Origin of the sequence: Mycobacterium sp. 5-140-3-2, from assembly GCF_035666375.1 — a bacterium.
GTDB classification, from domain to species: Bacteria; Actinomycetota; Actinomycetes; order Mycobacteriales; family Mycobacteriaceae; genus Mycobacterium; species Mycobacterium intracellulare.
Genome location: NZ_CP142025.1, coordinates 4,381,466 through 4,400,391, shown reverse-complemented (window position 1 = coordinate 4,400,391; position 18,926 = coordinate 4,381,466). Strand labels below are relative to the sequence as shown.

The 18,926-nt window shown below is 67.6% G+C and carries 23 protein-coding genes and 1 pseudogene; 12 read left to right on the top strand and 12 right to left on the bottom strand.

Features of this window, described 5'->3' with window-relative positions:
• Positions 1–45: 45 nt before the first annotated feature.
• The 3 genes from P6281_RS20515 to P6281_RS20505 are packed head-to-tail and all read right to left on the bottom strand — an operon-like array spanning position 46 to position 2,685.
• Complete coding sequence (locus tag P6281_RS20515) at positions 46–546, bottom strand: DUF302 domain-containing protein (protein WP_324738504.1); 501 nt, start codon at positions 544–546, stop codon at positions 46–48.
• Complete coding sequence (locus P6281_RS20510) at positions 533–1,492, bottom strand: carbon-nitrogen hydrolase family protein (RefSeq protein ID WP_008259741.1); 960 nt, start codon at positions 1,490–1,492, stop codon at positions 533–535. The genes P6281_RS20515 and P6281_RS20510 overlap by 14 nt, the downstream gene beginning before the upstream one ends.
• Before the next feature lie 11 nt (positions 1,493–1,503).
• The gene (locus P6281_RS20505; protein WP_009952826.1) at positions 1,504–2,685 is read right to left on the bottom strand and encodes a thiolase family protein; all 1,182 of its coding nucleotides are present in this window, start codon (positions 2,683–2,685) and stop codon (positions 1,504–1,506) included.
• Between the two features lie 92 nt (positions 2,686–2,777).
• Here P6281_RS20505 and P6281_RS20500 point away from each other — a divergent pair, with 92 nt between their 5' ends.
• Complete coding sequence (locus tag P6281_RS20500) at positions 2,778–3,254, top strand: winged helix-turn-helix transcriptional regulator (protein ID WP_014942798.1); 477 nt, start codon at positions 2,778–2,780, stop codon at positions 3,252–3,254.
• On the opposite strand, the gene rsgA is transcribed toward P6281_RS20500, so the two are convergent.
• Both rsgA and aroA read right to left on the bottom strand, forming a co-directional pair.
• Positions 3,238–4,221: a ribosome small subunit-dependent GTPase A gene (gene rsgA / locus P6281_RS20495; protein ID WP_014385648.1), complete on the bottom strand. Its 984-nt coding sequence runs from the start codon at positions 4,219–4,221 to the stop codon at positions 3,238–3,240. The two genes, P6281_RS20500 and rsgA, sit on opposite strands and share 17 nt — an antisense overlap.
• Positions 4,218–5,513, bottom strand: a complete 1,296-nt coding sequence (gene aroA, locus P6281_RS20490) for a 3-phosphoshikimate 1-carboxyvinyltransferase (RefSeq protein WP_029384202.1) — start codon at positions 5,511–5,513, stop codon at positions 4,218–4,220. Before aroA ends, rsgA begins: the two co-directional genes overlap by 4 nt.
• 150 nt (positions 5,514–5,663) lie before the next feature.
• Here aroA and P6281_RS20485 point away from each other — a divergent pair, with 150 nt between their 5' ends.
• Positions 5,664–6,428: an SOS response-associated peptidase gene (locus P6281_RS20485; RefSeq protein WP_009952821.1), complete on the top strand. Its 765-nt coding sequence runs from the start codon at positions 5,664–5,666 to the stop codon at positions 6,426–6,428.
• Positions 6,429–6,647: 219 nt separating this feature from the next.
• Positions 6,648–7,079 carry a PPOX class F420-dependent oxidoreductase gene (locus tag P6281_RS20480; protein ID WP_009952819.1) on the top strand — a complete coding sequence of 144 codons (432 nt, stop codon included), beginning with the start codon at positions 6,648–6,650 and terminating at the stop codon, positions 7,077–7,079.
• Positions 7,080–7,293: 214 nt separating this feature from the next.
• Here the strand turns inward: P6281_RS20480 and P6281_RS20475 are convergent, their stop codons facing one another.
• Genes P6281_RS20475 through P6281_RS20465 form a run of 3 tightly spaced genes read right to left on the bottom strand, consistent with a single transcriptional unit; the run spans position 7,294 to position 8,912 of the window.
• Positions 7,294–7,491, bottom strand: coding sequence for a hypothetical protein (locus P6281_RS20475; protein WP_050782782.1), 198 nt, complete (start codon positions 7,489–7,491; stop codon positions 7,294–7,296).
• A gap of 23 nt (positions 7,492–7,514) precedes the next feature.
• Positions 7,515–8,138 carry a TetR/AcrR family transcriptional regulator gene (locus tag P6281_RS20470; protein WP_009952817.1) on the bottom strand — a complete coding sequence of 208 codons (624 nt, stop codon included), beginning with the start codon at positions 8,136–8,138 and terminating at the stop codon, positions 7,515–7,517.
• 3 nt (positions 8,139–8,141) lie between these two features.
• The gene (locus tag P6281_RS20465) at positions 8,142–8,912 is read right to left on the bottom strand and encodes an SDR family NAD(P)-dependent oxidoreductase (protein WP_009952815.1); all 771 of its coding nucleotides are present in this window, start codon (positions 8,910–8,912) and stop codon (positions 8,142–8,144) included.
• Positions 8,913–8,954: 42 nt separating this feature from the next.
• Between P6281_RS20465 and P6281_RS20460 the strand changes: the two genes are divergently transcribed.
• The 5 genes and pseudogenes from P6281_RS20460 to P6281_RS20440 all read left to right on the top strand — a co-directional run bounded on the left by P6281_RS20460 (position 8,955) and on the right by P6281_RS20440 (position 13,618).
• The gene (locus tag P6281_RS20460; protein ID WP_014385646.1) at positions 8,955–10,199 is read left to right on the top strand and encodes an alkyl sulfatase dimerization domain-containing protein; all 1,245 of its coding nucleotides are present in this window, start codon (positions 8,955–8,957) and stop codon (positions 10,197–10,199) included.
• A complete protein-coding gene (locus tag P6281_RS20455) occupies positions 10,196–10,945 on the top strand; it encodes an SDR family NAD(P)-dependent oxidoreductase (RefSeq protein WP_324738503.1) in 750 nt (249 codons plus the stop codon). The genes P6281_RS20460 and P6281_RS20455 overlap by 4 nt, the downstream gene beginning before the upstream one ends.
• Before the next feature lie 4 nt (positions 10,946–10,949).
• A pseudogene (locus tag P6281_RS20450) lies at positions 10,950–12,139 on the top strand (sulfotransferase family protein).
• Positions 12,136–12,585 (top strand): VOC family protein, encoded by a 450-nt coding sequence (locus P6281_RS20445; RefSeq protein WP_014380933.1) that lies wholly within the window; start codon positions 12,136–12,138, stop codon positions 12,583–12,585. Before P6281_RS20450 ends, P6281_RS20445 begins: the two are co-directional and overlap by 4 nt.
• Positions 12,586–12,607: 22 nt before the next feature.
• Entirely contained in the window at positions 12,608–13,618 is a 1,011-nt protein-coding gene (locus P6281_RS20440) for a zinc-dependent alcohol dehydrogenase (protein WP_036459573.1), read from the top strand.
• Here P6281_RS20440 and P6281_RS20435 read toward each other — a convergent pair.
• Both P6281_RS20435 and P6281_RS20430 read right to left on the bottom strand, forming a co-directional pair.
• Positions 13,605–14,063, bottom strand: coding sequence for an aminoacyl-tRNA deacylase (locus tag P6281_RS20435; RefSeq protein WP_014385643.1), 459 nt, complete (start codon positions 14,061–14,063; stop codon positions 13,605–13,607). The genes P6281_RS20440 and P6281_RS20435 overlap by 14 nt on opposite strands.
• A gap of 59 nt (positions 14,064–14,122) precedes the next feature.
• Positions 14,123–14,971: an SDR family oxidoreductase gene (locus P6281_RS20430; protein WP_008259702.1), complete on the bottom strand. Its 849-nt coding sequence runs from the start codon at positions 14,969–14,971 to the stop codon at positions 14,123–14,125.
• A 313-nt stretch (positions 14,972–15,284) separates the two neighbouring features.
• Here P6281_RS20430 and P6281_RS20425 point away from each other — a divergent pair, with 313 nt between their 5' ends.
• Together P6281_RS20425 and rsrA are read left to right on the top strand one after the other, a co-directional pair.
• A complete protein-coding gene (locus P6281_RS20425) occupies positions 15,285–15,947 on the top strand; it encodes a sigma-70 family RNA polymerase sigma factor (RefSeq protein ID WP_008259701.1) in 663 nt (220 codons plus the stop codon).
• Positions 15,944–16,258 (top strand): mycothiol system anti-sigma-R factor, encoded by a 315-nt coding sequence (gene rsrA / locus P6281_RS20420; protein WP_008259700.1) that lies wholly within the window; start codon positions 15,944–15,946, stop codon positions 16,256–16,258. Before P6281_RS20425 ends, rsrA begins: the two co-directional genes overlap by 4 nt.
• Positions 16,259–16,263: 5 nt before the next feature.
• Here rsrA and P6281_RS26190 read toward each other — a convergent pair whose 3' ends face one another.
• On the bottom strand, positions 16,264–16,338 hold the full coding sequence (locus P6281_RS26190) for a 50S ribosomal protein bL37 (RefSeq protein WP_085976515.1): 75 nt from the start codon (positions 16,336–16,338) through the stop codon (positions 16,264–16,266).
• A 259-nt stretch (positions 16,339–16,597) separates the two neighbouring features.
• Here P6281_RS26190 and P6281_RS20415 point away from each other — a divergent pair, with 259 nt between their 5' ends.
• Both P6281_RS20415 and P6281_RS20410 read left to right on the top strand, forming a co-directional pair.
• Positions 16,598–16,813: a biotin/lipoyl-binding carrier protein gene (locus P6281_RS20415; protein WP_007773063.1), complete on the top strand. Its 216-nt coding sequence runs from the start codon at positions 16,598–16,600 to the stop codon at positions 16,811–16,813.
• 50 nt (positions 16,814–16,863) lie between these two features.
• Positions 16,864–18,363: a sensor histidine kinase gene (locus tag P6281_RS20410; protein ID WP_014385642.1), complete on the top strand. Its 1,500-nt coding sequence runs from the start codon at positions 16,864–16,866 to the stop codon at positions 18,361–18,363.
• A gap of 60 nt (positions 18,364–18,423) precedes the next feature.
• Here the strand turns inward: P6281_RS20410 and whiB1 are convergent, their stop codons facing one another.
• On the bottom strand, positions 18,424–18,678 hold the full coding sequence (gene whiB1 / locus P6281_RS20405; RefSeq protein WP_003874607.1) for a transcriptional regulator WhiB1: 255 nt from the start codon (positions 18,676–18,678) through the stop codon (positions 18,424–18,426).
• Between the last annotated feature and the right edge of the window lie 248 nt (positions 18,679–18,926).

The following is an 18,926-nucleotide window of genomic DNA, read 5'->3' as shown; positions in this document are numbered from 1 at the left end:
CAATCGCTGACGCCCGTCAATGACGGGCGTCAGCGAATTTGGTCGTCAGGAGCCGCCGGTCGCCTTTTCGGCCAGTGCCGCCAGCTTGGCGTCGAGTTGCTCGGCGGCGCTGAGCAACTCGGGATTGGGCTCGACGACTATCAGTGACGACGGCTTGACATAGGTCACGCTGCTGCCATCGTCGCCCTCGTCGGCGACCAACAGCTCGACCGGGGCGAACAATCCGGCCTTGACGTCGTGGCGCAGCATGGTGATGGCGATCAGCGGGTTGCCGAGGATGACGCGCAACGCCTTGCGGTCGATGCCGGCCTTGGTGATCCAGGCGCCGTGGTCGACCGTGCCGAATAACATGAATCCACTTGGGCCGGCGTGGTTTTGGATTCGACCCTCGTATTCCTGCCAGTCGCCGGTCGTCGTCGTAATGTCGTCGATCGGCACCGGGCTTTCTCCGATGTCGGCGAGCAGCGCGCCGACCAGCGCGTCATAGCTCTTGGCGCTGTCGTAGCGCACCCGAATGCCCTCGAACTTGGTTTCAGACGCAGACACTTTCGACCTCCTCTGGTCCGATGCTCTCGTGTACCTGGGTACGTGGGGTGCGATCGATGAGCAGGCTGAGCGTTTCGGGCCGGCTGTAGTGGCCGCCGGCATCCATCAGCGCCTTCCGCGTGTTGATCAACGACAAGTCGAGGTCAGCGATGACGTCGCCCTCGCCCGTGCGCAGCGGCTCACCCACGTATTCGCCCTGGGGCGTGATGATCGCGGTGAAGTGGCCGCCCGAGATAGGTCCGATCGGACAGTCGGTGTCGGCCATGATCTGCGCCTGCTGATCCGCTTCGAGCCACGCGGTCGCGTTGACGACGAAGGCGCCCGACTCGAGCGCGTGATTGCGCACGCTGATCTCCATCTGCCGCGCGAACAGGTCGCCGCCGAAAGATCCGGGGAACATGCTCGAGTGGATCTGCTCGTCGTCGGCGATCAAGGCGTAGCGGGCCAATGCATTGAAGTGTTCGTAGCACGCCAACTGTCCGACGCGCCCGACTGCGCTGTCGACCGCGCGCAGCCCACTACCGTCGCCCTGGCCCCAGACCATCCGTTCGTGGTAGGTCGGCATGATCTTGCGGCGGCGCTGCAGCAGGGTGCCGTCGGCGTCGAACAACAACTGCGTGTTGTACAGCGAAGCACCGTCGCGCTCGTTGACACCGATCGATACGACCATGCCTGCCGCACGGGCGGCCTCGGCGATCGCGTCGACCGCCGGCGACGGGATCGCCACGGCCTGGTCGAGGAGCCGCAGGTGCTCCGGTCGCATCTCGAAGGGGCGCTGGACGAACGAGAAGTACGGGTAGTAGGGAATCACCGTTTCCGGGAATGTCGCGAACTGCACGTCGCGGCGTGCCAGCTGCGCGATCTTGCCGACCACCTTTTCCACGGTGCCCTCGCGACTGTAAAGGACGGGGCTGAGCTGCACTGCGGCGGCGCGGATTACGTCCATCGCCCCGTCTCCTAGCCCAGTCGCTCGATGATGGTGGCGTTGGCCATGCCGCCGCCCTCGCACATCGTCTGCAGCCCATACCGGCCACCGCGCTGCTCCAAAGCGTTCACCAGCGTCGTCATGATGCGAGCGCCGCTGGCGCCCAACGGATGACCAATCGCGATCGCTCCGCCGTTGACGTTGGTCTTGGCCAGATCGGCTCCGGTGTCGTGCGCCCAGGCCAGCACCACGGGCGCGAACGCCTCGTTCACCTCGAACAGGTCGATGTCGGCCAGCGTGAGCCCGGCTTTCGACAACACCTTCTCGGTGGCGGGAATGACGCCGGTCAGCATGTAGAGCGGGTCGGAGCCCACCACGGTGGTGGTGTGGATCCGGGCCAGCGGGCGCAGGCCCAGTTTCTGGGCGACCTCGCTGCTGGTGATCATGACCGCGGCGCTGCCGTCGGACAGCGGCGACGAGTTGCCCGGGGTGATCTCCCAATTGATCTGCGGGAAACGGGCTTTGGCCGCCTCGCTGTAGAACGCCGGCTGCAATCCGGATAGGGTCTGCACCGTCGTACCGGGGCGGATGATCTCGTCGGTGGCGAGCCCGGCAATCGGGATGAGCTCGTTGTCGAATAGCCCGTCCTTGGTGGCGCGGGCCGCCTTCTCGTGGCTGCCCGCGGAGAACTCGTCGAGTTCGGTGCGCGAAAAGCCCCACTTCGCGGCGATCAGTTCGGCGCTGATGCCTTGGGGCACCAGGCCCTCGGGATAGCGCGCGTCCATCCCCTCGCCGAACGGGTTGCTGCCCGGTGACACCTGGCTGCCCATCGGGACGCGCCCCATCGATTCCACGCCGGCGGCGATCACCAGGTCGTAGGCGCCGGCGATCACACCCTGTGCCGCGAAGCTGATGGCCTGCTGGCTGCTACCGCACTGGCGGTCGATGGTGACACCGGGCACCGTCTCCGGGAATCCCGCGCCCAGCAGGGCATTGCGGGCGATGTTGACGGCCTGGTCACCGACCTGGGTGACGGCGCCGGCGATGACATCGTCGACCTGTGCCGGATCGACACCGGTGCGCGTCACCAGCTCGCGCAGGCTGTGCGCGAGCAGGTCGGCGGGCAGCACATCGTGCAGCGCGCCACTGGCCTTGCCCTTGCCGATGGGCGTGCGCACTGCTCCGACGATGACGGCGTCGCGACCCTGGTTCATGGCTCCTCCTCGAGTCCATCTGGGTATATCAAGCTATACTCAGATAAACACCTCGGTATGCTGAAAGCAACCCAGCTGGGGAGGTGATTTAGATGACACTGCTGCAGGGGCCGCTGGCCGACCGCGACGCCTGGTCGGCGGTGGGCGAGTGCGCGATCGAAAAGACGATGGGGGTCGTCGGTACCAAATCCGCGATGCTGATCATGCGCGAGGCGTACTACGGCACCACTCGTTTCGACGACTTCACCCGCCGGGTGGGCATCACCAAGGCCGCCACCTCGGCGCGGCTGGCCGAGCTCGTCGAGCTCGGACTGCTACGGCGCCAGCCCTATCGGGAGCCCGGCCAGCGCAGCCGCGACGAGTATGTGCTCACCCAGGCGGGCATCGATTTCATGCCGGTGGTGTGGGCGATGTTCGAGTGGGGGAGGCATCATCTGCCGGGGCGTCACCGGCTGCGGCTGACACACGTGGGCTGCGGTGCCGAGGTCAGCGTCGAAATCCGGTGCGCCGAGGGACATTTGGTGCCGCCGGATGAGCTCGGCATGCGGCTGGCTAAGAAGCCTGGTTGAGTGCGGCCAGCAGTCGGCGGGCGGCCGCGACGCGGCGGGCGGCGGGCCCGGTCAGTGTGTCCAGCGCGCACTCGGGGTCGGCCGGCGGGCCCATGTGCCCGCAGCCGCGCGGACAGTCCTCGATGGCGTCCGCCAAATCCGAGAACGCCATCATGACGTCGTCGGGCTGGATATGGGCCAGCCCGAAGGAGCGGATGCCCGGCGTGTCGATCACCCAGCCCGACGTCGCCAGTGGGAGCGCGACCGATTGCGTGGAGGTGTGCCGCCCCCGGCCGATGTCGGTCACGTCGCCGACGGCGCGGTCCGCGTCGGGCACCAGCCGGTTCACCAACGTTGACTTGCCGACGCCGGAATGCCCGAGCAGCACGGTGATCTTGCCGGCGAGCAAATCCGCCACGGCGAGCAGGGGATCGTCGCGGCCCGCGACGACCACCGTCAGATCCAGGTCGACGAACTGCTCCGCGAACGGCTCCGGCGGGGCGAGGTCGGTCTTGGTCAGGCACAGGATCGGGGTGAGTCCGCCGGCATAGGCGGCGATCAGCGTCCGGTCCACCAGCCCGGTGCGGGGAGGCGGGTCGGCGAGCGCCACCACGATCAGTAGCTGGTCGGCGTTGGCGACGACCACCCGTTCGGTCGGATCGGTGTCATCGGCGGTGCGCCGCAACACAGTTCGGCGCTCACCGCGGCGCACGATGCGGGCCAGCGTGTCCGTCCGCCCGGACAGATCGCCGACCACATCGACCTCGTCGCCGACGACGATCGGCGTGCGGCCCAGTTCCCGGGCCCGCATGGCGGTGACCCGACGGTCGACGTCGCCGCCCAGCACGCACCCCCAGCGGCCGCGGTCGACACTGACCACCATGGCGGCCTGGGCGTCGGCGTGCTCGGGACGCGTCTTCGTCCGCGGCCGCGAACCCCGGCCGGAGCGGATCTTGACGTCGGACTCGTCGTAGTCGCCGGGCTTCACATGCCGCGGTCTTCCTGTGCGGTCAGCATGTCGGCCCACAGCCGCGGAAAGTCGGGCAGCGTCTTGGTGGTGGCGCCGATGTCGTCGACCTCGACGCCGGCTACCCGAAGCCCGACGATTGCGCCCGCCATCGCCATCCGGTGGTCGGCGTACGCGCGCCAGACGCCCGGCCGCAGCGGTGTCGCGGTGATCACCAGGCCGTCGGGCGTTTCGGTGCAATCGCCGCCCAGGCGGTTGATTTCGGCGCTCAGCGCGGCGAGCCGATCGGTCTCGTGGCCGCGCAGGTGGGCGATGCCGGACAGGCGCGACACCGAGCCCGGGGCCGCCAGCGCCGCCAGGGCGGCCACCGACGGGGTCAGCTCGCCGACCGCGCGCAGGTCGACGTCAAAACCGCCGTAGTCCCCGGAGCCGCGCGCCTCCAGGTGCGAATCATGTTGGGTGACAACAGCATTCAACTTGCCCAACACGGCCAGGATGTGCTCGGCGGGTTGCACGCTGTTCGCCGGCCAGCCCGTGATGCGCACCGCGCCGCCGGTGACGACGGCCGCCGCCAGGAACGGGACGGCGTTCGTCAGGTCCGGCTCGACCACCCAGTGCCGGGCCGCGACCGGCCCGGGTCGCACCCGCCAGCGGTTGGGGACGGAGTCGTCGACGTCGACGCCGGCCTGGCGCAGCATCGTCACCGTCATCGCGATGTGCGGCGCCGACGGCAACGCCGAACCGGTGTGCCGCACCGTCAGCCCCTCGGCGAAAGAGGCCGCGCACAACAGCAACCCGGAGACGAACTGTGACGAGGCCGAGGCGTCGATCTCGACGGTGCCCCCGGGGACCGCGCCGGTGCCCAGGACCCGAAACGGCAGACCCGAGCCATCGATCCGCACGCCCAACCCGCGCAGCGCGTCGAGTAGCGGCGCGATGGGCCGCGCCCTGGCCTGCTCGTCGCCGTCGAACTCGACGATCGATTCGGCGAGCGCCGCCAGCGGCGGGACGAACCGCAGCACCGTGCCCGCCAGGCCGCAATCGACCTGTGCCATCGGTTCCGGCACCACGCGGCCGCTGACCGTCAACTCCGTCCCGTCGCCGTCGACGCGCAGGCCCAGCGTGCGCAGCGCGCCGATCATCAAGTCGGTGTCCCGGCTGCGCAGTGCCCCGCTGATGGTCGGGGTGCCCTGGCCCTGCGCCGCCGCCAGCGCCGCCAGCACCAGGGTCCGGTTGGTCTGCGATTTCGAACCGGGAACGGTCACGGTCGCGTGCACCGGTTGCGGTGCCCGGGGGGCCGTCCACGTAGTCACCGGTCCATCATCGCCTGTCACCGGTTGTTGCCACCAATAGGAGTTCGCGACTTCTGCCACCCACAGGAGTTCGGTGGCTTCTGCCACCCATAGGAGTTCCGTGGCTTCTGCCACCCATAGGAGTCCCGTGGCTTCTGCCACCATGGAGGTATGTGCGGACGGTTTGCGGTCACGACCGACCCGGCCCTGTTGGCCCAGAAGATCAAGGCGATCGACGAGACCACCGGCGCCGACGCCGATTCGAGCGCGCCCAACTACAACGTGGCTCCGACCTCGACCATCGCGACCGTCGTCAGCCGGCATTCCGAACCCGAGGACGAGCCGACGCGGCGGGTGCGGCTGATGCGCTGGGGCTTGGTGCCGCCGTGGGCCAAGGCGGGCGCCGACGGCGCGCCCGAAACCAAGGGTCCGATGCTGATCAACGCCCGCGCCGACAAGGTCACCAGCTCGCCGGCCTTCCGGACCAGCGCCAAGTCCAAGCGTTGCCTGATCCCGATGGACGGCTACTACGAATGGCGGGTCAATTCCGACGCCGCGGCCGGCAAGAAGTCTCGCAAGACACCGTTTTTCATGTACCGGGAGGACGGCGAGCCGCTGTTCATGGCGGGCCTGTGGTCGGTATGGAAGCCGGCCAAGGACGCGTCGCCCCTGCTGAGCTGCACAATCATCACCACCGACGCGCCCGGGGAGCTCGCGCAGATCCACGATCGGATGCCGTTGGTGATGCCCGAACGCGATTGGGACCGATGGCTCGACCCCGACGCCCCGATCGACGAAAAACTGCTGGCCCGCACGCCCGACGTGCGCGCCATCCGCACGCGTGAGGTGTCGACGCTGGTCAACAACGTGCGCAACAACGGCCCGCAGCTACTCGAGCCGGCCGAGCCGGAGCCCGAGCAGATGAAAATCCTGTAGCGCTCGGCTGGCCGCTATTACTGCGCTCGGGACCGCGTGGACGTCTGAATAACCGATTTGCCTAAGGGCAGGCGCGATTTCGCGTCGTCTTTTGCGCTTCCGTAGTTCTTCGCCGGCCGCCAGCAGCGCGATGGCCGGGTTGTCGGATCACGCACAGCTTCTTCGTCGTATGGATAGACAGCCGAAACGCCCGGAACCACGACGAATCAGGAGAACACAATGAACATCACGAAACTCAACGACAGCGCACGCCAACTCATCGGTTCCGACCCGGCCACGCTTGTCACGATCAATCGCGACGGAAGCCCGCAAGTCAGCCTGGTCTGGGTGACGGTGCAGAGTACAGCCGACGGCGGTGACGAGCTCGTCACCGCTCATCTGCAGGAACATCAGAAGATCCGCAACATCCGGCGTGATCCCCGTGTGGCGGTGACCATCGCGTCCACCGACCGCAGCGGGCCGCAGACGCCCTATCTGTTGATCAGGGGCACGGCGCGCGTCGAGGAGGGCGGTGCTCCCGAACTACTCGACAAGATCGCCACGACTATCTTTGGCCCCGGCACGGGGTTCCCCCCGCCTGACGCACCCCCCGGATACCTGACTCACATCACGATCGAGAAAGTCGGCGGCGTGGGCCCATGGGCGGCATGAACGTCAAGTTCACATAGGTTCGTCATCCTCGCAAATGGGGACGTGTTGAGTTATACCGCCTCATCGTCGCCTCCGTCGCGCAGCAGCTTTTCCGGGTGGTGGAAGGTGTAGGTGCAGGCTTGACGACGAAACGCTCCTCGGCGAGTCGTTGTTCGCGTTCGGAGCGTCGCCGAATGACACGTGCACCCGAGGGGCGCAACGCCTGACGGCCGGATCAGTTGCTGAGCACCGACTTCCAGTTGCCGTTGACGTTACGGTCCGCAACGCACCAGAAGTTGTTCCAGCTTCCCGGCGCCGTGGCCTTCACGCCTGGGCCCGCGTTCTGGCACGCCTCGCGCGTCGGGTAATTGCCCTCCGTCTGAATCGTGTCGGCGTCGCTGACGCCCACGCCAATCGTCAACGGCCCAGCCATGGCCAGCAGACCCGCCGCGGCGCCTAACCCCGCTGCGCCGCGAGCGCCACGGCGGTGGCCACCGCCTCCAGCAGGTGGGTGAGTTGCTCGGCGGCGCCGACGGTGCGGTCGCCGGCGGCCAGCCGGGTGAAGATGCCGGCGATGAAGGTCGTGACGGCGGTGGTCTGCGCGGCCAGCAGTTCGGGGTCGCGGGTGTCCGGCTGCAGATGGGCGATGGCGTCGCGGGCCATCGCGTTGATCCGGGCGACGAACACCTGCGCCGTCTCGGCCAGATCGGGATCGCGCGCGGCGCCCAGCAGCAACTCGTGGCGCGCCCGGTTCAGCATCAGCCCGGTCCCGTCGGCCTGCATCATGGTCAGCCGGGCCAGGTGCGCGAACGGCGAGACCGGGTCGACCGGCTCATCAATCACCGACTGCAAATTTGCGACGTCGATCTCGGCCACCCGCTTGCCGACGCCGCGCAGCAGGGCCGTGCGGGTGCGGTAGTAGTACGACGTGGTGCCCTCGGGGACGCCGGCGCAGCGGTCGACCTGCCCATGGGTGAGTCCACGCGATCCGTGCTCGGCCAGCACCCGGATCGCCGCGTCGCACAGGTCGCGGCGGCGTTCATCGCCGTCGCGCTTGCGGGATCTCGTACTGGCGGCCATGGGTCACCGAAGGACGGTGCCGCCGTCGATGTTGACGACCTGACCGTTGATCCACTCGCCCTCCCTGGACAGCAGGAAGGCGACCAGCGCGGCGATGTCGCCGGGCTCGCCGACGCGCGGTCCGCGAATGCGCTTGAGCGCGCCGGCCTCCAGGTCCGGCCACTGCGGCACCGAGCGGATGGTCTCGGTCGCGGTGAAGCCGGGCGCGACCGCGTTGCACCGGATGTTGTCCTTCCCCCACCGCGACGCGACGTGGCGAGTGAGCGCGCCGATGCCTGCCTTCGCGGTGGCATAGGCCGGGCGCGCGGGCTCTCCTTGGAACGCCGCCGCCGACGACATGTTGACGATGGCCCCGCCGCCGCGGTCCAGCATTCTCGGGATAGCGTATTTCATCGCGGCCACATACCCGCGCAGGTTCACCGCCATCACCCGATCCCAGACGTCGAAATCGATGTCCACCACGTCGGTGTCGGCCCGGATGATGCTCATGTCGGCGCCCACGTTGAACAGCAGGTCCACGCCGCCGAAAGTCGTTGCGGCGGTGTCGATCAGCGCCGCGACCGACGCGGGATCCGCCAGGTCGAAGGCCACGTGCGTCGCCGCGCCGCCGGTCGCGGCGATGCGTTCGGCCGTCCGCCGCGCGCAATCGTCGGCGACGTCGCCGACGATTACCCGGCAGCCTTCGCCGGCGAGACGGGCGGCCGTCGCCGCGCCGATGCCGGTGGCGCCGCCGACCACGACCGCCACCTTGTCGATCAGACCCTGCAATCCCATGGATATTGACTTTACCTCTAGAACTGTAGAGGATCGCCAGTCATGGCTGGGATTCATCGGGAGCGGCCCGGGGCCGGCGACCTGTCGGCGGCGACGGACACGCCCGCGCTGGCCCTCGGCGACGGCGTGTGGATGTCGCCGGGCGTCTCCAACGCCTACGCGGTGGCCACCGACGAGGGGCGGGTCATCGTCAACAGCGGGCTGGTCTTCGAGGGGCCGCTGCACCGCAAGGCTTTTGCCAAGGTGCCGGGCCCGACACGGGCCATCATCGTCACCCAGGGGCACGCCGACCATTGGGGCGGGGTGAAGGCGCTGCGCGACGAGGGCACCAACGTCGTGATGCACCGCAACTACCGGTACTGGCGCGACGACAACACACTGCTCATGGGCTACCGGGTGCCCAAGACGTCGTTCGCCTTCCAGAAGTTCTCCGACGCCGTGCTCGAGCACTTCAAGACCCTCGACCCCGCGACCATCGACTTCTCGTTCCCCGAGCCGACGACGACCTTCGACCAGCGCCACAACATCACCGTCGGAGGGCGTACCTTCGAGCTGGCGTGGACGCCGGGCGGCGAGACCACCGACGCACTGGTGGTGTGGCTGCCGCAGGAGCGAATCCTGTTCACCGGCAACCTGTTCGGCCCGCTATTCGGGCATGTCCCGAATCTGATGACCATCCGCGGCGACCGCTATCGCGATCCCATTCTCTACATCGAGTCGTTGAACACCGTGCTCGACTACGGACCGCAGCGGCTGATCACCGGCCACTTCGACCCGATCGAGGGCGCCGACCGCATCGCGGAGGAAGTCAGCGCGATGCGTGACGCCATGCAGGCCGTGCACGACCGCACCGCCGAACTGATGAATTCCGGCGCCGACGTCCATACCGCGATGCGCGAGGTCACCGTGCCCGAGCACCTCGACATCGGTGAAGGGTACGGCAAGACCTCGTGGAATGTGCGCGCCATCTGGGAGATGTACACCGGGTGGTTCCGGCATCGCTCCACCACCGAACTGTATGGGATCGCACCGGATTCCGTTGCGGCCGATGTGGTGAGCGCCGCCGGGGCCGACGCGCTCGTGGACGCGGCCCGCGCGCACCTGGCGGTCGGGCGGCCGGTGCAGGCCATCCACCTCACCGACCTGATCCTGGCCGCCCAGCCGTTGCACGCGGCGGCACGTGCCGTCGCCGCCGAAGCCCACGAGGCACTGTTGGCCGACGCCGACAACTTCTGGGAAAAAGCGTGGCTCACCAAATCCATCAACGAACTGAGGTCACCCGAATGAACACCGTCAACTTCGATTTCACCGGCGCCACCGTGCTGGTGACCGGCGGCACCAGCGGCATCGGCAACGCCATCGCCGCCGCATTCGCCGGGGCGGGCGCGGCCGTCACCGTCACCGGCACCCGCGGGTCCGCCACGGACTATTCCGAGACGGATCTGAGCGCCTACACCTACCGCCAATGCCAGATACAGGACCCGAAATCGGTTGACGCCCTGGCGGATTCGCTGGGTGAACTGGACATCTTAATCAACAACGCCGGCGGCCCCTACCCGGCGGGTGACGAATACGACCCGGACGGATACGCCGCGTCGGTGACGCAGAACATGTTCGGCCCGATGCGGCTGACCATGCGCTGCCATGACCTGCTCAAGTCCAGCCAGGCTCCCGGCGGGGCGAGCGTCGTCAGCGTCGTGTCGATGTCCGGGTTCCGCTCCGCCGTGTTCGTCCCCGGCTACGCCTCGTCGAAGATGGGCCTCATCGCCCTCACGATGAACCTGTCGCGGCGGTGGGCCAACGACGGGATCCGGGTCAACGCCATCGCACCCGGGCTCATCGACACCCGAATGACCCACCCGGCCATGGGCATTCCCGAGGTGATGGACGTCGAGATCGGCTTCCACACGCCCCTGGGCAGGCCCGGCACGCCCCAGGACTGCGCCGGCGCGACGCTGTTCCTGTGTACCGACGCCGCCTCGTACATCACCGGCACCACCATCGCCGTCGACGGCGGATACCTGACGGTCTGAAACGATGAGCGACAACAACTTCGACAACGTCTCGACCACCGACGACGTCTTCAAGCTGGCCGCACAGCGCACCGGCCTCACCGAAATCGATTCCGATTCTTGGCGAGACGGCCTGGCCATCATGCTCGACGAGCTCAACAGTTCGGCCGCGTTCACCCCCTTCGGCCGCGAACGGGTCCTCACCGACGCCACCGACGCGCTCGGGCGGCGCATGCAGGTCCACGCCTACATCCAGGAGCACCCCGAAGTCCTCGACGCGCCCGTCGAGCGACCGCTGATCGTGCTGGGCATGCCCCGCACTGGAACCACGGTCATCAGTTACCTGCTCGACCAGGATCCGGCCCGGCGCTCGCTGCTGCACTGGCAGTGCGTGCACCCGATCCCGCCGGCCACCACCGAGGCGCTGCGCACCGACGCGCGCTGCCTGGCCCTGCTGGAGGAACAGCGCAAGATTTTGGACATGGTCACGCAGGCCAAAGTGCCGCTGCCGCACTGGGAAGACGCCGATGGGCCCACCGAGGACATGTTCATCCACAATCAGGATTTCAAGGGGCTGTCCTGGGACTCGTTCCTGTCGACCTCGCGCTACGCCGAATGGCTGTTCCACGAGGCCGACATGACCAGCACGTACGAATATCAGAAGCGTTACCTGCAGGTGTTGCAGTCCACCGCGCCGGCAACTGGAGCCTCAAGATGCCGTCGCATTCGGTGCACATCGAGGCGCTGCTCAAGGTGTTCCCCGACGCCCGGCTGATGTGGGCGCACCGGGACCCCTACAGGGCGACGGGGTCGCTGTGCAACCTGTGGAAGCTGCCCAAGGGGATGGTGCTGCATCCCGATGCCATCGACCTGAATGCCATGGGGCGCAACGCCATGGCGCAGATGCGCTACCACGTCCAGCGGCCGCTGCGCGCCCGCGATCGCATCGGCGACGAGCGCTTCTTCCATATGTACTACCACGAGATGATGCGTGACCCGATGGACGTCATGCGGCGCATCTACGAATGGGCCGACGAGCCGCTGACCGCAGAAACCGAAGCGCGGATGCGCAATTGGCTCGCCGGGCACCCCCAGGACCGGTTCGCGCTCAATGCCTACACCCTCGACCAGTATGGCCTGACCGTCGAAGCGCTCGAACCGATCTTCGCCGAATATCTCGATACGTTCGACATCGAACTGGAAGGCACAGCATGAACCCGGCGGACTGCTATCACACCGGGCTGGTGGTTGACGATATGGCCGCCGCCGCCGAACGGCTCACCAGGGTGATGGGGTACCGGTGGACCAAACCGGTCGATGCCGCGTTGAGCGTGGCCACCGCGGACGGCGACATCGAGGTGCCGTTCCGCTTTGTGTACTCGGTGGACGCACCCCACCTGGAAGTGATTCAGGCGGTGCCCGGCACGATCTGGACCCCGCCGCCCAGGGGCGGCGCCCACCACCTCGGCTACTGGGTCGACGACATGGCCGGTGCCGCAGCGCAACTCGAACGCAGCGGGTACCGGCTGGAGGCGCGACCCAGCGGCGAGACGCTGTCGATGTTCGCCTACTACGTCGACCCGGCTGGAGTCCGCATCGAGATCGTGGACCGGGCACTGTTTCCCGACTGGCCGGGGTTTCTGCAATCCATGGCGGCTTGACCGTAAGACCGAGGAGTCACCGATGAAGATGTCAATGGTCACCGGCCCGGGCAAGGCCGAGGTGCTCGACGCCGAGCGTCCCACGGTGGGCCCCAACGACGTACTGGTCCGGATGCGCGCCTGCGGCATCTGCGGCTCGGACGCCTTCTACATCACCATCGGCGGGCTGCCCTCGCGCCAGGGACACACGCCGCTCGGACACGAGCCCGCCGGGGAGATCGCCGAGGTCGGCGCGAAGGTGAGCGGCCTGGCCGTCGGCGACCACGTCGTCATCAACCCGATGGCCGCCCCGAGCGGCATCATCGGCAACGGCGGGCCCAGCGGCGCGCTCGCCGACTACCTGCTCATCGAAAACGCCGTACGCGGAACGAGTCTCGAGGTCATCCCCGACCACGTCCCGTGGGAGGTCGCGGCGCTCAACGAGCCGATGGCCGTCGCGCGCCACGGCGCCAACCGGTGCCGACCCAAGCCGACGGACAAGGTCGCCGTGTTCGGCGCCGGACCGATCGGCCTGGGCGCCACGCTGGCCTTCAAATCCCTTGGCGTGAGCCACGTCGTCGTCGTGGACCTGCTCCCCGGCCGGCTGGACAAGGCGCTGCAGATCGGCGCCGACGCCGTCATCAACTCCGCCGACGAGGACGTGGTGGCGCGGCTGATCGAACTGCACGGCGCGGGCGATTCCATGTACCCCGGGAAGGCCGGCACGAACATCTATCTCGACGCGGCCGGTGTGCCCGCCGTCGTCAACACCGCGCTCGCCGCGGCGCAAAAGGGCGCCACCGTCGGCATCGTCGGCGTCCACAAGGAGCCGGTGCCCGTCGACCTCATCAACCTGATGAGCAACGAGATCACCCTGCTCGGGAGCATGGGCTACCCCGACGAAATCTTCGAGGTGACCAAGGATCTCGTCGCGAACTGGGAGAAGTACGCGCTGATCGTCAGCCACACCATCCCGTTCGGCAGCGTCGGTGATGCGCTCGAGCTCGCCCAGACTCCGGGCGCCGCGGACAAGGTCGTCGTCACGTTCGGCTGATGTCGGCGGTGATCGCGCCGGTGAGGCGGATCAGGTCCCGGGGCGCGACCGCGACGTCGTAATGCCGCTTGCCGGCGCTGCACAGGATCCGATCCCAGCGCAGCGCGGAGCCGTCCAGGACCGTGCGGAGCCGCTTGCGCTGACCGAACGGCGAAATGCCGCCCACCACATAGCCGGTGGCCCGCTCGGCGGCGGCCGGCTCGGCCATGACGGCCTTGGGCACACCCAGCGCCGCGGCGACCGCCTTCAGCGACAACCGCCACGGCACCGGCACGATCGCGACGGCCAGCTCACCCGGCAGGGCGACGATCAGGGTCTTGAAGACCTGTTCGGGCGCGACGTCGGACGACTCGGACAGGTCGGTGACCGCGTCGAAGTGCAGAACCTGGTGCGGCACACCGGCTTTCATCAACGCGGCGATGCCCGGAGTGGCCGCGCCGCCCACCGGCTACCTCCGCTGGTCGTGACCCGCGGCGCCCGGCTGCGCCGCGCTTGCGATCACGACTAAGGCCCCGAGTACCCCGGCGGGTTGACGCCGTCGACCCAGAAGTCCACGCCCAGCTTCGAACCGGGCACACAGTCGTATGTCGAGAGGTCCTTGACGCCGGATTCCACCAGCACGTCCTCGCACAGCAGCATGTTGCCGGTGTACTCCCTGGACGGCTTGTTGAGGACGACGTAGGCGGCGTCCGAGTACACCTCGGGCTTGCGGGCCCGGCCCATCGCCTCGTCGCCGCCGAGCAGGTTCTGCACCGCGGCCGTCGCCACCAGCGTGCGCGGCCACAGCGTGTTCGACGCGATGCCCTCGTCCCGCATTTCTTCGGCGATGCCCAGCGCGCACAGCGTCATCCCGAACTTGGCCATCATGTACGCCGTCGGCTTCAACCACTCGCGGCCCAGCAGCACCGGCGGCGACAGCGTCAGGATGTGCGGGTTCTCGCGGCCCTTCAGATGCGGGATGCATGCCTGCGACACCGCGTACGTGCCCCGCACCTGGATGCCGTTCATCAGGTCGAACCGCTTCATGGGCACCTCGGTGACCGAACCCAGGTTGATCGCCGACGCGTTGTTGACGCAGATGTCGATGCCGCCGAACTGCTCGACGGTCTTGGCCACGGCCGCCTCGACCGAATCGGGATCGCGGACGTCCCCGACGATCGGCAGGGCCTGCCCGCCCGCCTCTTCGAGCTCCTTCGCCGCGGTGAACACCGTTCCCGGCAGCTTCGGGTGCGGCTCGGCGGTCTTGGCGATCAGGGCGATGTTGGCACCGTCCTGCGCGGCGCGCTTGGCGATCGCCAGGCCGATGCCGCGGCTGGCGCCGGAGATGAACATGGTCTTGCCATTCAGGGACATGGCGTCACACTAACGCCACGCCCGAATCGGTCCGATCGGGGTCTACGCCGGGGAGCGGGCACCGATATCGCGGGCCGAATTCCGCCCGGAAATAGTCGGATCGCGCGCGCGGTTGATCCAATTGGTTTTCGATGCGGTGGGTCACACCCGGGCAAAAGCTGTCGGGGTGAGCCTTTAGATTGGGAGGAGCAGCGTGGTGTCAACGGCGACGAGCCTGTTAGGCGAGGAGCAGTTGGCTGGCGTCCTTGCGAGTCCGGTGGCACTTTCGGTGCTTTCCGGTAACACCGCAGCAGAAGGGACCGGGTTAATCGATATGGCCGATTCTCTAGATGGCCGCGATAGCGCGGCGGGGCCGTCCATCACCGAACCCGCGGCGCCCGAAGAGACGGACGCGGAACTGACGGCGCGGTTCGAGCGCGACGCGATTCCCCTGCTGGACCAGCTTTATGGCGGTGCACTGCGCATGACGCGGAATCCCGCCGACGCCGAGGATTTGCTGCAAGAGACGATGGTGAAGGCCTACGCGGGCTTCCGCTCGTTTCGCGCCGGGACCAATCTCAAGGCGTGGCTGTACCGGATCCTGACCAACACCTACATCAACAGCTACCGCAAGAAGCAGCGCCAGCCCGCGGAGTACCCGACCGAGGAAATCACCGACTGGCAGCTGGCCGCCAATGCCGAGCATTCCTCCACCGGGCTGCGTTCGGCCGAGGTGGAGGCGCTGGAGTCGCTGCCGGACTCCGAGATCAAAGACGCGCTGCAGGCCTTGCCGGAGGAATTCCGGATGGCGGTCTATTACGCCGACGTCGAGGGATTTCCGTATAAGGAAATCGCGGAAATCATGGACACGCCCATCGGAACGGTAATGTCACGGCTGCACCGCGGTCGACGGCAACTGCGCGGCCTGTTGGCCGACGTTGCCAAGGAGCGGGGCTTCAACCGCGGTCAGCAGGCGCACGAGGAGGTGTCGTCATGAGCGAGTTCGCCGGCCAGGGCGGTGCTTCGGCGGATGCCTGCCCCAACGACGAGTCCCACGGCAGCGTCGGCTGCGCGGAGGTCATCCGCCAGGTATGGCTGCTGCTCGACGGTGAATGCGGCCCGGATACCCGCGAACAACTGCGCAGGCATCTCGAGGCGTGCCCCGGCTGCTTCAAGCACTACGGGCTCGAAGAGCGGATCAAGGCGTTGATCGCCACCAAGTGCAAAGGTGAGAGGGCCCCGGAGGGCCTGCGCGAGCGGCTACGGCTCGAGATTCGGCGCACCACCATCATCCGGGGTACGCAGTAGCGTCCTCAGGAATTGGGCCGCTTGCCGTGGTTGGCCTTGCTGTGCTTGCGGTCGCGCTTCTTACGGCCTCGTTTGGCCATGGGTCGAACCTCCGTTGATTGCTGTCAAACCAGGCGCCTGGCGCCGGTTGGCTTGTCGTCCAGTCTCTCATGAGACGCGCCGCGCACTGTCTTCGCCCTGGTGCGGCCCGCGGGAGGGGCCGGGCGCCGTCGTCGCGGTGGGGCCTGTGGTTCGATGTAGGCGACCTGATAGAACGTTGATGGACCAACCAGCGATGGACCAACAACCAGCGATGACCAGCGGCCAGCCTGCGCAGAGGCCGAAACGAGTGGGGTGAAGATGGCCGAGGATGTGCGCGCCGAGATCGTGGCCAGCGTGCTCGAAGTCGTTGTCAACGAGGGTGATCAGATCGGCAAAGGCGACATCGTGGTGCTGCTGGAGTCGATGAAGATGGAGATTCCCGTCCTTGCGGAGGTCGGCGGCACCGTCAGCAAGGTGAGCGTGTCGGTGGGCGACGTCATTCAGGCGGGCGACCTCATCGCGGTGATCAGCTAGCCGGTCGGGCCCTTCGACCAGCCGCCGGGGAACGACCCGGGGAGTAAGCGATGTCAACTCTCGGTGATCTGCTCGCCGAACACACCATGCTGCCGGGCAACGCGGTCGACCATCTGCATGCGGTGGTAGGGGAGTGGCAGCTGCTGGCCGACCTGTCGTTCGCCGACTACCTGATGTGGGTGCGTCGCGACGACGGCGTGCTGGTGTGCGTGGCGCAATGCCGCCCCAATACCGCGCCCACGGTGCTACAGACCGATGCGGTGGGCACCGCCATCGCCTCCGAGCGGCTGTCCCTCGTCGCCGACACCTTCGCGTCGGGCACCGCCAAGAGGGATGACGTTGCGGGTCAAGAGAATTCGTGGTTGCCGGGCACGCACGTCGAGGCGTCCCCGGTGCGCTACGGCGGCCAGGTGGTCGCCGTGCTCACGCATCATCAGACCGCGGTGGCCGCCGACCGCGCGTCCGGCCAGTTGGAGATCGCCTACCGGCAGTGCGCCGGCGACCTCGTCCACATGCTCGCCGAGGGCACCTTTCCCGACGCGGGGGACGTCGTGATGTCGCGCTCCACCCCCCGGGTCGGCGACGGCTTCATCCGCCTCGACGTCAAGGGCGTCGTCGACTACGCCAGTCCCAACGCGCTGTCGGCCTACCACCGCATGGGCCTGACCGCCGACCTGGAGGGACACAACCTCATCGAGGTCACGCGCCCGCTGATCTCGGATCCGTTCGAGGCGCAGGAAGTGGCCGAGCATGTGCGGGATCTGGTGGCCGGCGGGCGCAGCATGCGCATGGAGGTCGACGCCGGGGGAGCCACCGTGCTGCTGCGCACGCTGCCGCTGGTGGTCGACGGCGCCAGCGCCGGCGCGGCGGTGCTGATCCGCGACGTCACCGAGGTCAAGCGCCGCGACCGGGCCCTGATCTCCAAGGACGCCACCATTCGCGAAATCCACCACCGGGTGAAGAACAACCTGCAGACCGTCGCGGCGCTGCTGCGCCTGCAGGCCCGCCGCACGGCCAACGCGGAGGGGCGGGAGGCGCTCATCGAGTCGGTGCGCCGGGTGTCGTCGATCGCGTTGGTGCACGACGCGCTGTCGATGTCGGTGGACGAGCAGGTCAACCTCGACGAGGTCATCGACCGAATCCTGCCGATCATGAACGACGTGGCCTCGGTGGACCGGCCGATCCGCATCAACCGGGTCGGCGATCTGGGCGTGCTGGACTCGGACCGCGCGACGGCGCTGATTATGGTGATCACCGAGCTGGTGCAAAACGCGATCGAGCACGCCTTCGACCCGGCGGTCGAGGAAGGGTCGGTGACGATTCGGGCCGAGCGCTCCGCGCGCTGGCTGGATGTTGTCGTGCATGACGACGGCCGGGGGCTGCCTGACGGCTTCAGCCTCGAGACCTCCGACAGCCTCGGGCTGCAGATCGTGCGGACGCTGGTGTCGGCGGAACTCGACGGCACCCTGGGGATGACCCAGGCCCCGGCCCGCGGCACCGACGTGGTGCTGCGCGTCCCGATCGGTCGGCGGACCCGAATGCTGCTGTAGGCACACGCAAGAGTGCGGCCCCGACAATCGTCGAGGCCGCACCGTTTTGCGTTATCTGGGTTAAACCCCGCTGCGGGCTTTCGTCCGGGCGTTGCGACGCTTCAGCGCACGCCGCTCGTCTTCGCTCATGCCGCCCCAGACGCCCGAGTCCTGGCCCGTGTTCAGGGCCCAGCCGAGGCACTCTGTCGTCACCGGGCACCGATTACAGACCAGTTTCGCGTCAGCGATCTGCGCGAGCGCCGGACCACTGTTCCCCACCGGGAAGAACAGCTCCGGGTCTTCGTCGCGACAGACCGCCTTGTGGCGCCAATCCATACGTCTTTACTCCTTACTGAGTGCGCAGCAAGGCGCACGGCTATTTTCTTCGGCTGTTAAACGCGTGCAGAAGAAAAGGGGCCGCACCCCTACGTAATTTCTGCATGCAACCTTTTGATCGTTTCACAGGCTCAACAGATGTCAATAGTGTGAGTTCGCTCGTGGGCTATCTCACTTTGATCATCTCGTAGTCAAGCCCTTACTCCGTTGTACTACACTGACGGGCCTCTCCCCGTCCGTGTTTGTGT